General features: G+C 64.4%; 9 protein-coding genes. All 9 read left to right on the forward strand.

Going from position 1 to position 11,717, the window contains the following annotated elements; genetic code table 11:
- The 9 genes from FHT98_RS25340 to FHT98_RS25380 all read left to right on the forward strand — a co-directional run bounded on the left by FHT98_RS25340 (window position 1) and on the right by FHT98_RS25380 (window position 11,704).
- Complete coding sequence (locus FHT98_RS25340) at window positions 1-2,409, forward strand: VirB4 family type IV secretion/conjugal transfer ATPase (protein ID WP_142115909.1); 2,409 nt, start codon at window positions 1-3, stop codon at window positions 2,407-2,409.
- A 2-nt stretch (window positions 2,410-2,411) separates the two neighbouring features.
- Window positions 2,412-3,344 (forward strand): hypothetical protein, encoded by a 933-nt coding sequence (locus FHT98_RS25345; protein ID WP_142115910.1) that lies wholly within the window; start codon window positions 2,412-2,414, stop codon window positions 3,342-3,344.
- Window positions 3,345-3,364: 20 nt separating this feature from the next.
- Window positions 3,365-4,087, forward strand: a complete 723-nt coding sequence (locus tag FHT98_RS25350) for a conjugal transfer protein (RefSeq protein ID WP_248309354.1) — start codon at window positions 3,365-3,367, stop codon at window positions 4,085-4,087.
- Window positions 4,088-4,305: 218 nt separating this feature from the next.
- Window positions 4,306-5,388: a TrbL/VirB6 family protein gene (locus FHT98_RS25355; RefSeq protein WP_142115911.1), complete on the forward strand. Its 1,083-nt coding sequence runs from the start codon at window positions 4,306-4,308 to the stop codon at window positions 5,386-5,388.
- A 15-nt stretch (window positions 5,389-5,403) separates the two neighbouring features.
- Window positions 5,404-6,126, forward strand: a complete 723-nt coding sequence (locus tag FHT98_RS25360; RefSeq protein ID WP_142115912.1) for a VirB8 family type IV secretion system protein — start codon at window positions 5,404-5,406, stop codon at window positions 6,124-6,126.
- Window positions 6,123-6,971, forward strand: a complete 849-nt coding sequence (virB9, locus tag FHT98_RS25365) for a P-type conjugative transfer protein VirB9 (protein WP_142115913.1) — start codon at window positions 6,123-6,125, stop codon at window positions 6,969-6,971. The genes FHT98_RS25360 and virB9 overlap by 4 nt, the downstream gene beginning before the upstream one ends.
- Complete coding sequence (virB10, locus tag FHT98_RS25370) at window positions 6,958-8,307, forward strand: type IV secretion system protein VirB10 (protein ID WP_142115914.1); 1,350 nt, start codon at window positions 6,958-6,960, stop codon at window positions 8,305-8,307. Before virB9 ends, virB10 begins: the two co-directional genes overlap by 14 nt.
- Before the next feature lie 57 nt (window positions 8,308-8,364).
- Complete coding sequence (gene virB11 / locus FHT98_RS25375) at window positions 8,365-9,411, forward strand: P-type DNA transfer ATPase VirB11 (RefSeq protein WP_142115915.1); 1,047 nt, start codon at window positions 8,365-8,367, stop codon at window positions 9,409-9,411.
- Window positions 9,389-11,704 carry a type IV secretory system conjugative DNA transfer family protein gene (locus FHT98_RS25380; RefSeq protein WP_142115916.1) on the forward strand — a complete coding sequence of 772 codons (2,316 nt, stop codon included), beginning with the start codon at window positions 9,389-9,391 and terminating at the stop codon, window positions 11,702-11,704. Before virB11 ends, FHT98_RS25380 begins: the two co-directional genes overlap by 23 nt.
- The last annotated feature ends 13 nt before the right edge of the window (window positions 11,705-11,717 follow it).

Genomic DNA, 11,717 nt, shown 5'->3' on the forward strand with positions numbered 1-11,717 from the left:
ATGGCGATCGCGCGAGCGCTGCGGGACGAGCTGAGCTTTGGTGCGGTTTCCCGGCGGGAGAACCCAGTCGCCGCGCATATCCCCTATTCGCGACACGTCTCGGATGAAGCGATCTGCACGGATGACGGCATGATCATGTCGTTCCTGCACCTCTCCGGCTTCTGCTTCGAGACGGCCGATATCAGCGAGGTCAATTCGCGGCTGCTCGGCCGCAACGATCTCCTGCGGGCGTTGGGCTCGTCGCGCTACGCGCTCTACACCCATATCGTCCGGCGCGAGGTGAAGCCTTCGATCGCCTCGACCTTCGACAACGATTTCTGTCGCCAGCTCGACGAACGCTACACCGCCGGCCTACGCCAGCGGCGGATGTTCGTGAACGACATCTATCTCACCGTCGTCCGGCGAGAACTCCAGGGCAGTGTCGGCACGGTCGATGTCGTGTTGCGCAAGCTGTTCGGGCGCCACGACGCGGACGGCCGCTCGCTCAGTGAGGAGCAAGCCGTCAACGAATTGTCCGACGTGATGACGGCCATGCGCGAGACGCTGCAGGCCTATGGCGCTCGGGTCCTGCGGGTCGTCGAGCGCGGCGGCGTCTGGCATTCGGAGTCGCTGGAATTCCTTGTCCAGCTCGTGAACGGTGGAATGCCACGCCCGATGGCGCTGCCGCGCATGAAGCTCGCTGAAGCACTGTCGATGAAACGCTTGTTCTTCGGCCGCAACGCCGTCGAGATACGCGGCGCCTCGCCGGAGGATACCCGCTTCGGGGCGATGATTTCGGTCAGCGAATATCCTGCGCTGACCGGCCCGGGGATGCTCAACCCGATGCTGCGGGTGCCGCACGAGTTCATCGTCACGCAGTCCTTCGCCATCATCGACAAGCCGATCGCGATGACGCAGATCGAGCGGGTCGGTCGGCAGATCGAGATGTCGGACGAGGCCGGCTCGGTCGTCGCCGAGCACCTTTCGGATGCGCGCGACGAGCTCCTGTCGTCGGAATCGATCTACGGCCGCCACCATCTCAGCGTGCTCTGCCTCGGCCGCGACATGGACGAGGTCACGAAATGCGTCACCGATTGCGGCACGGCGCTGACGGATGTCTCGGCGATCTGGGTGCGCGAGGACCTGAACTGCGAACCGGCCTTCTGGGCACAGCTCCCCGGCAATGCTTCCTATGTCGCTCGCTCCTCCATGATCTCCTCGAAGAACATGGCCGGGTTCTCCTCGCTCCATAACTATCCGAGTGGCCAGGCGAGCGGGACGCATTGGGGCACACCGATCTCGGTTCTCGAGACGACATCCCAGACCGCGTATTTCTTCAATTTCCACGTCCGCGATCTCGGTAATTTCACGGTCACAGGGCCATCGGGCTCTGGCAAGACCGTGTTTCTCGGCTTCATCTCGGCCCAGGCCCAACGCGTGCAGCCACGGCCGAAACTGGTGCTGGTCGACAAGGACCGGGGCCTGGAGATCTTCGTGCGCGCGCTCGGCGGGCAATACGAGGTCCTGCGTGCCGGCGAGCCGACCGGGTTCAATCCGTTGCGCCTCTCCGACAACGGCGCCAACCGCGAATTCCTCTTCCAGCTCTTCAGCTTCATGCTCCGCCGCGCCGACAGTGTCAGTCATTCGACCCGCGAGGAGCAGGTGATCCGCAACGCAATCACGCAGGTGCTGACGGCGCCGCCAGAGGGACGGACTCTCGACGAGTTCGCCGAGCTGATGCGTGGCGCCATGCGGGCTGGCGACGACGATCTCTACGCCCGTTTGCAGCCCTGGATCCGTGAGGACCAGCGCGGCTGGCTGTTCAACAATGCCGAGGACAGCTTCTCGATGTCCTCGATCTTCGGCTTCGACATGACCAGCGTCCTCGACGATCCCGTCAACCGGACGGCGGCGCTGATGTACATCTTTCATCGGCTCGACGAACTGTTGGACGGTCAGCCGGTGATGATCTTCCTCGACGAGGGCTGGCGGCTCCTCGATGACGAGGTCTTCAGCTACTTCATCAAGGACAAGCTGAAGACCATCCGCAAACAGAACGGCGTCATCGGCTTCGGCACGCAATCGGCAGCCGATATCGTGAACTCCAAGCTCGCGCATACTCTGATCGAGCAATCGGCGACGAACATCTTCTTCCCGAACCCTAAAGCCGACGAGGCATCCTATGGCGGCGCCTTCCGCCTCTCGGCCCGCGAGGTGCACTGGATCCGCACGACGCCAGCAGAATCGCGCTCCTTCCTGATCAAGCACGACCAGGACAGCGTGATCGCGCGCCTCAATCTCCGCGGCATGCCGGAGCTCATCAAGGTGCTGTCGGGCCGCACGGAAACGGTCGCCGAGCTCGACGCGCTGCGCGCCCGGGTCGGTGACGATCCGCATGTCTGGCTGCCGATCTTCATGGGGAGGGACTGATCATGCGGGCACAAACACTCGCGCTTGTGTTGCTGGCGACCGGGCTTGCCGGTGTCACCCAAGCTGCCGTGCCGGTGAATGACGGGGCGATCCTCGACCGGCGCACGGACGAGTCCGCCAAGAAGGTCGCGATCAAGCTCATCACCGGCAAGACCCAGACATACGCGCAGGGCATCAACTGTTCCGTCACCAAACCGAAGAAGGATAATGCGGTCACGAGCCCGACGCAGAAGCCCGATGCCGGCCGCGGCGCGGCGACCCGCGATCGGGCCGATCCGACCATCAGGACGTCTCCGGCCTTCGCCAAACCGACGACGACGGGATCCACCGGCACCGGGTCACAACCAGCGGCCGACTGGACGGCCGGGCCTCGCGCCGATCGCGAAGGCACGGGCCAGGTCATCGGCGGCATGGAGACGGTGCAGGCCTCGCTCCAACCGAACCGTCAGGTCTTCGAGCGCATGGGCCGTGAGGTCGGCTCGGACAGTACGCTGATGGAGGCTTTGGACCGCAACAGCGCGATCCGCACGCAGACGGGGCTCACCTTTAACGAGACCATCCACGGCGTGTCTTTCCTCACGCAAGCCTTCAATCTGCCCAATCTCGCCACCGCCTCGATGACGAGCCAGGGAACGCGCGGCTTCACCCTGCCGACATCGGTCGACCGGCAATCGCGGCCACCGCAGACGATCAGCCTGTGTCCGACCGGAATGACAGGCGAGGGGACGGCCGCGAGCCCGTGTGTGGCGTCGGGTTGCTCGACGACGCCCTACGGGACGACGCCGGCGTCGGGCTGCGTTGCCCGCCGCTACAACGACACGGCGGGCAACGTCTCCTTTGCGATCGAACGCGAAGCCGCGCAGGCGAATGCTGCGCGACAGCCACTGTCGAGCGATGAGCTCATGGCCGCGGTCCGACAGTACCAATCTCGCTGAACACGAAGGGAGCGATCGTGATGCGCAATTCCGTCCAGACCCTGTGTGTGAGCGTCGCGGCCATGCTTTTCGCAGCCGCCGCCGCGGCCCAGACGCCGGTGATCGACAACGCGAACCTGCGCAAGGCGCAGGAGATCGCGACGACGACCAACAACATCCTCGCCGCCGACCGGCAGATCATGCAGTTTACCCAGAAGACGCTTGCCGCGGTGACCGGCGATCGCACCAGCCAGGCCGGGCAGCTCTCCCAGATCGCACTCGGTGGCGGCAGCTTCTCGATGGGCGGCGCGCCCTCCCTTGGCAGCGTGATCTCCGGGGGATCGCTGTCCTTTGCCGGAATGGGCGGCGGCTCACAGAACATCGTCTCGGGCCTCATCAACGGCCTGCAGCTCGTGAAGACGATCTCCGGCCTGATCAGCGGCCAGACCAGCCCGATGGATAAAAGCTATTCCCAGCTCGTCAATACGGCCGGCACCATCACTGGCCTCGTCGACTCCACGCAATCGGGCGTTCAGACCCGTAGCGGATCTTTCAAGCAAGGCGCCGGCATGATCGGCCAGGCCCCGGACCTGAAGGGGAGCGTCGACCAGAACAGTCAGATCATGGTCCAGACCGGGCTCACCGTGAACGAGCTCATCGGCGCGGTGAACACGGCGACCGCCGCCGCCAACCAGCCCAATATCGACCGCATGACCATGATCTCGCAGGCGACACGCGCGCTCGAGTACAAGGCACAGCGATGAGGGGAGGGCGCCTCTTTGCGGCCTGCGCCTTGGCGTCGACGCTCTTGGGAGGGTGCGGGGTCAAGCCGCTCAAGGCGCCGTGTTCGCGCGACGAAGGCCCGCCGATCGTACCCATGGCCTATTCGTCGCTCGGGCTCGGCAAGCCGATCGCCGCCGACGAATGCGGCCCCATGCGGCCCGTCAACGCGGCGCCAGTGCGGTAGCACGGAGCCCGGCCCTTGAATTTCAACATCACGACGCTGCTCTCGACCGTCGACCGCTTCGGCAATAATTTCGTCAGCCAAGCCTATCAGAACCTCGCGTCGGCCCTGACGGGCGGGGGTCAGGTCGGCGTCGCGGGGTTGCTGCTGACGCTCTATGTGATCATCTGGGCCTACGGCATCTGGTCGGGAACCGCGCAGGGCAATCCCGCCGAGATCATGTTCCGGCTCCTGCGCGCCTTCGCGATCTATGCGCTGGCGACGAGCTGGAACGATTTTCAAACCTTCGCCTATCAGATGCTGAACGAGGGTCCCTCCGCCATCGGCAACGCGATGCTGACGAGCGTGAGCGCCAACGTCACCGGCACCTCGGCCGGGCTCAATTCGGTCAACGGCGTACAGACCGGGCTCCAGAACATGTGGGACTCGCTCGCGGGCTCGACGACGAGCTTCATCAAGAATCTCGGCGTGCTCAATTTCGGCGGCTATGTCCTTGGGGCGGTCATCCTGATTTTCGGGGCGCTGCTTGTCGGCTACGCGCTGTTCCTGATCATTCTCGCCAAGATTTTCCTCTGGCTGCTGCTGGCACTTGCGCCGATCTTCATCGTCCTCCTGCTGTTCGGCTACACGAGCCGGTTCTTCTCAGGCTGGGCATCCTCGATCGTGCAATATGTTTGCGTGCAGATTCTGGTCTACGGCTTCTGCGCCTTCTTCATCTCGATCAGCCAGAGCTATTTCGACGCGGTCAACCAGGCGAACGCGAAGGTGGCGACGAGCTTCACCGAAGCTGCGCCGCTCGTGGTCATCTGCGTGATCGGCATCCTGCTGCTCTCGCAGATCACGATGGTTGCCGCCTCGATCGCCGGGGGCATCGCGGTCCAATCGCCGCGATTTGGCGGCATGTACTCCCGGATCGGCGCATTTGGCGCCGCCATGGGCGGCAGCGCGCTTGGGCGAAAGCTGCTCGACAGAACAGGCTGGACCACGCCCGCGGAACGCAGCGCGGGACGGGCGCGGGCACGGCTCCATTACACGCAACGGGAGTTCGAGCAGAGCGCTGACTACAAGCGCCTGGCGAAGAAACTCACAGAAACCGCATAGCGGTCAGGAACAGGCATGACGGAGATGGTGAGCGAGGCCGCCGGCGCGGCCCAGGGGCGGACGCCGCCCTTGCCGTATTACAGCGACGCGGCGATCTGGGAGAACGACATCGCCCGCCGCAACCGCTGGTCCCGTTCGATCGCCTGGACGATCGCGCTGGTCATGTCTGTGATCGCGGTCGCTGCGCTCGGCGCCCTGGTGCTGGCTCTGCCGCTCAAGACCTATGAACCCTATATGGTGGTGGTCGACCGCTCGACGGGCTTCGTCGAGGTGAAGCGGCCGATTGCAGAAGGGCCGCTGCAGCAGGACGAGGCGATCGCGACCTTCGATCTCGTGCGCTATGTGAAGGCGCGTGAGACCTACGATCCCAAGGCGCTGAAGGACAATTTCGACCTGGCGCAGCTTCTCTCCTCGGGCGACGCCTCGCGCGAGCTCGTCGAGCTCTATAGCCCCGCCAACCCGCAGAACCCGATCAAGATTCTCGGCTCGAACACGATCGTCGCGGCAAACGTCAAATCGGTGACCTTCCCGAACCAGCGCACATCGCTGGTCAGGTTCTCGACCGAAGAGAAATCCCAGACCAACATCGTCACTCGGCATTGGGTCTCGTTGATCCGCTTCCGCTACACCTCGGCGCCTGCCCGCAACGAATACCGTTTCCAGAACCCGCTCGGATTCCAGGTCCTCGAATATCGGCGCGACCAGGAGACAGTTTCACCCGAAGGGGCCAGGCCATGAGGGCTGTCGCGCGCATCAGTGCGCTTGGTCTCCTGGTCATGCAGGTCGTCCTCTTCGTCCTCCCGGCAGCCGCGGAGCTCAGCCCCCGGTCGGGGCCGCGCGACAGCCGTATCCGCTACGTCTGGTACAACAAGGATGAGGTCGTCTCGGTGCAGGCGTCCTATGGCGCCTCGACCATGATCACCTTCGCCGAGGACGAGCGGATCGAGACGCTGGGCGCCGGCGATGCGTTGGCGTGGCGCATCGAACCCAACAAGAAGGGCAACGTCCTCTTCGTGAAGCCTGTCGAGAAGGAGGCCCACGCCAATCTCAACGTGCTCACCAACAAGCGCTCCTACGTCTTCATCCTGAAGGGCGAATTCCGCCCCGTCGCGCAGCAGGTCTATTCGATCGTCTTCCGCTATCCCGATGAGGAGGGCGACAATGCCGCGATGCTGGCGCAGGCGCGCGAGCGCGCCGCGCAGCCCAATCTCCGCAATCTGCGGGCGGAGAATGTGAACTCGGCCTATGGCTATAAGGGCTCCTCGGCCAACAAGCCGCTCGTCATCTTCGATGACGGCACCAAGACCTTCTTCCGCTTCGATCCGGCCCGCGAGACGCCGGCCATCTATGTCGTCGATGCCGAGCGCAACGAGAGCCTGATCAATTTCCGGCGGGAGGGAGAATATCTCGTCGTCGATCGGGTCAATTACCAGTGGACGCTGCGCAACGGCGATGACGCGACCTGCATCTTCAATATGCGCCTCAACAATGTGAACGAGCCGACGAGTCTGGAGCCTCATGCGCCGCAGCGCATCGGTGGCCCAAAGCCGCGTCCGGTGAGGACCCGCAATGCCATCTCCTAACGAATACCGGGCTCTGGCCGAGGAGGCTGCCGGGAGTGTGGTCGCAGCGCGCACCTCACGGGCCGGGACCTTCCTGAAGGTTGTGGTTCCGGCCGGCGCGATCCTGGTCGCCGGCTGGATGATCTACAAGGCGATCCGGGCCCCCGAACGCCCGTCGATCACGACCCCAGACACCGAGGATTTCCGAACGACACAATTTCCGGCTCCCTCGATCGACAGGCCGCGGCCGCAGCTCGACAACGGCACCATCACTGTGCCGCCAGCGCCCGAGCCTCCGCCTCCCCCTCCTGTTCAACCGCCGACGACAATCGAAGCGCCTCCACCGCCGCCGCCCCTTCAGCCGCCGATCCAGGAGGCGACCGTGCCCGACGACAGCGAAGCGCGCCGGCTGGCCGAGGAAGAGCGCTTGCGCCTGGCAGAGGAGGAACGCAAGAGATGGGAGCGCCTGCGCGCGGGCCAGCTCGTGGCTGACAGCGGCGGGGCCCCCGGTGAGACCAGGGCCGCCAATCGCAATGGTGGTGGACCCATCGCGGCCGACAATACCGAAGATGATCCGAACCGGCGCTTCCTGGCGCGCACCGGGCAGGCCGGCGTCGAGATCTCCGAGGCGACCAAAAACCCGCGCATCGACGCCCTGGTCGCGCAGGGGACGATGATCAAGGGCGTGCTCGAGACGGCGATCCAGAGCGATCTCGCCGGCATGGTGCGCGCCGTCGTCTCCGAGAATGTCTGGTCGTTCGATGGCCGCCGGATTCTCATCCCGGCCGGCTCGCGCCTGATCGGCGAATATCGCAGTGGCCTGAGCACCGGTCAGACCCGCGTCTTCATCGTCTGGACGCGGATGCTGAGAAGCGATGGGGTCTCCGTACAGCTCGGCTCGACGGGAACCGACGCGCTCGGCCGGGCGGGCATGACCGGCATCGTCGACAAACACTGGGTCGAAAAATTCGGCTCGGCGATCCTGCTCAGCCTCGTGGGCGGCGCGGCGCAGTTCATCGCCAATCTCGGCCAGGACAACCAGTCCGGTCAGAACCAGTACAGCACGATCGATCCGGCCACCAGACAGCCGGTGCTCGTACAGGGCCAGCCGAACCAAACCTCACTCTACGCCCGCCAGATTGGCGCGCAGCAGGTCTCGATGACGCTGAACCGGATTGCGGAAGAGGCGCTGCGCGACTCCATCAACATTCCGCCGACGATCCATGTCGACCAGGGCTCACGCATCATGGTCTTCGTCCGGCGCGATCTCGATTTCTCGGCCTTTTACCCGGATCCGGTGAAGGAGGCTTTGCGGGAAATCCGGCAAGAGCGCGCCCGAGCACGCCCTGTGAAATAAATCTGATACTAGGAATATATTCCATAATTTCCATTATGCGAATCGCGGCCCACACCAATGAGCGATACGACTCGAACCGTCTTTCTGAGCCGCGCACTGGAGCCGATCAGGCGCTGGCTCGCCGACGATTCGATCGTCGAGATCTGCGCCAATCGGCCGGGAGAGGTCTGGATCGAGGTCGCCGGGGGCATCGAGATGGAGCGCCATGACGTGCCGGAGCTGAACCGTGTAGCGCTGCGCCATCTGATGGAACGGGTCGCCGCCTTCAGCGGGCAGTCCGTCAACGAAGAGTATCCCTTGCTCTCGGCTGCCCTTCCGGATGGCGAGCGCTTCCAGGGGGTGCTGCCGCCGGCGACGACGAACGGCGGCGCCTTCGCCATCCGCAAGCAGGTCGTCAAGGACATGCGCCTTCAGGAATACCGCAAGCGCGGCTCGTTCGAGGCGATCGATATCGGCGATCCGAACGCGCTGAGCGCGACCGATATCCGCCTGTGCGAATATCTCGACGCCGGTGAGATCGAAAACTTCATCCGCCTCGCTGTGGCTGAGCGCTATTCGATCCTTCTCTCGGGCGGAACCTCATCGGGCAAGACGACCTTCCTCAACGCCATTCTGCACGAGGTGCCTGCGGCCGAGCGGATCATCACCATCGAAGATACGCGCGAGGTGAAGCCGGTCCAGCCGAACTACCTCCCGCTCGTCGCCTCGAAGGGCGATCAGGGTCAGGCGCGCGTCACGATCGAGAGCCTTCTGCAGGCAGCCATGCGCCTGCGTCCGGATCGGATCTTCCTCGGCGAAATCCGCGGAGCCGAGGCCTATTCCTTCCTGCGCGCCGTCAATACAGGTCACCCCGGCTCGATCACCACCATCCATGCCGACAGCCCGCATGGCGCCTTCGAGCAGCTCGCGCTCATGGTCATGCAGGCCGGCCTCGGCCTGCGGAAATCGGAGATCGTCGACTACATCCGCTCGGTCCTGCCGATCGTCATCCAGCAGACCCGTCGCGGTGGCTGGCGCGGAACGTCCGCCATCTTCTTCAACCGCATGGCCGATTGGCAGGCGGCCAGAAAGGGGCCTGGCCATGGCGCGAGTCTACGCGTCTAGGCTGCTGATCGCGCTGCTTGCACTGATCGCCGCCTTCCTCCTGACCAGCCTCGCCTACGAGCTCGTCGTCACCGCGCGCTGGAATCCCACTCTGCCTGGCGAGGGAAAATCGCGCTGGGCGCTCCTTCAGTACCAGAACAGCCGTCGCGATCCAGGTGCCCTGCTCGTCGCCTTCGAGCATTTTTCGCAGCGCCTCGCCTATCCGGCCACACGCTCGGAGACGATCCTCCGCGGGCTGTTCGCCGGCGGCGCGACAATCGCGCTTGCTGCGGGAATCGCCCTCTTCACCGTGGTAATGCGCAAGCCCACCCACCACGGCAATGCGCGCTTCGGCAATCTCATGGATGCCGGCCGGAAGGGGCTTCTGGCCAGGCATGGCTTGATCCTCGGCCGGCTGAGCGGTGCGACGATCATCTCGGACGACCCGTCCCATGTCCTCGTCGTCGGCCCGACCCGCTCGGGCAAGGGCGTCAGCTTCGTCATCCCGAATGGCTACAACTGGCGCGGATCCTCGGTCTGGTTCGATCCGAAACGCGAGCTCTTCGAAGCGATCGGCGCTCATCGCCAGGCGCTCGGCGACAAGGTATTCATGTTCTCCCCCGGCGAGCGGGAAACGCACCGTTTCAATCCGCTCGACTTCATCCGTCGCGATGCGCATATGGCGACGGATGCAGCCGTGGTCGCCTCCTTCATTGTTCCGGAGGGCACCGGATCCTCGGAAATCTGGGCGCGGACCGGCCGCCAGCTCCTGACTGCCCTGATCGGCTATGTCATCGCGAGCCCGCGCTACGAGGGCCAGCGCCATCTTCGCGCCGTCTCCAACCTGACCGCGACAGGCGTCGAGTTTCTTCGGGTGCTGACCAATATCCGCGACGATGAGCAGGCGCTTCTGCCGAGCTGGGTCGTCCAGGGTCTGAACCAGTTCATCGCGCTCGAGAAGGAAACCCGCAACTCGGCCTTCTTCAACCTGACCGCCGCGCTGAACCCCTGGACCAACGATCTCGTCGCGGCCGCGACCGCGAGCACCGACTTCGACATCGCGCAGCTCCGCAAAGATCCAATGGCCATCTTCATCGGCTGCTCGGTCGCGCAGCTCGACATCTTCCGGCCGATCATCAAGATCCTGATCCAGCAGATCCACGATGTGCTGATGACCGCGATGCCCGGGCCGGATGAACCCCATCAGGTGCTGATCGTGATCGACGAGTTCCGCCAGCTCGGCAAGATGGAGTCACTGGTCTCCAAGCTCACGATCAATGCCGGCTATGGCTTCCGCATGGTCCTGATCCTTCAGGACCTCGCCCAGCTTGACGAGCTCTATGGCAAGGCGACGCGGCAAACCACCGTCTCGGCCTGCCAGGTCAAGCTCTTCATCCGCATGAACGATCTGGAGACATCGGAATACGTCTCGAAGATGCTCGGCTCCACCACGATCGAGGTGCGCACCCCGATCATCCGCGCCGGCAAAGGCATCTTCGCGACCCGCGACAAGAGCGTCAGCTATCAGGAGCGCGCCTTGCGCACCGCCGAGGAATTGCGCCAGATGCCGTCGGACCGTGCGATCGTGCTGGTGCCGAACGCTCCGGGCTTCGTGATCGGCAAGCTGAGGTATTTCCGCGATGCGCCCTTCAAAACGATCTATCGCCGCTTCCGCGACCGGCGCCTTAAAGTCCCGCCCCTCCCCGCCTGGGAAGCGCAGCCGCTCGCATCGTTAGCGGAGGTGAAGGCTAAGGTTGCTCGGGAAACCATCCCGGCAGCCTCCCACCCGCCCATCGATCTCGTCGAGCCTGAGGTGCTGCCTCCCATACGACATGTCGTCGGTCGCGAGACGGCGGCCGAACCTGCCGCTCCCTCTCCGCCAGCACTCGATGGACTAGGCGTGATCATTGAGGAGACGCCGCCACCGCCGGAACAGGAGGCGCAGCCGTTTCCAAAGCATCCCGAAGAGAACGGCGCAGACGATATCGTCGAGCTCAGACCCGGGCGCCCGACAGAAGCGGCAAAGCTCCCGAAAGTCGCAAAGGCCGAGGAACGAACGACGGAACCCTCACCCTCCCCTCAGCGATTGCTGGCACTTCCAATACGTCCGGGCGCCAGGAACGTCAGTATTTCCGCCCTGATCCAGGCGAATTCAGGCGGGGCCCTGGCCGAGCAACTGGAATTGCTTCCGGATGCGATGCTCGCTGATCTGACGCCGGAAGCACGAGAGGCCCTCGATCGCGCGAAGCAACAAATGGAGGCTCACGGTGAGGCATGGGTGAATACCGCGCCGACGCCGGCGCCGCAGGCATGACGATGGCCGCTGA

The organism is Allobosea sp. AK1 (genome assembly GCF_006714945.1).
Classification (GTDB): domain Bacteria; phylum Pseudomonadota; class Alphaproteobacteria; order Rhizobiales; family Beijerinckiaceae; genus Allobosea; species Allobosea robiniae.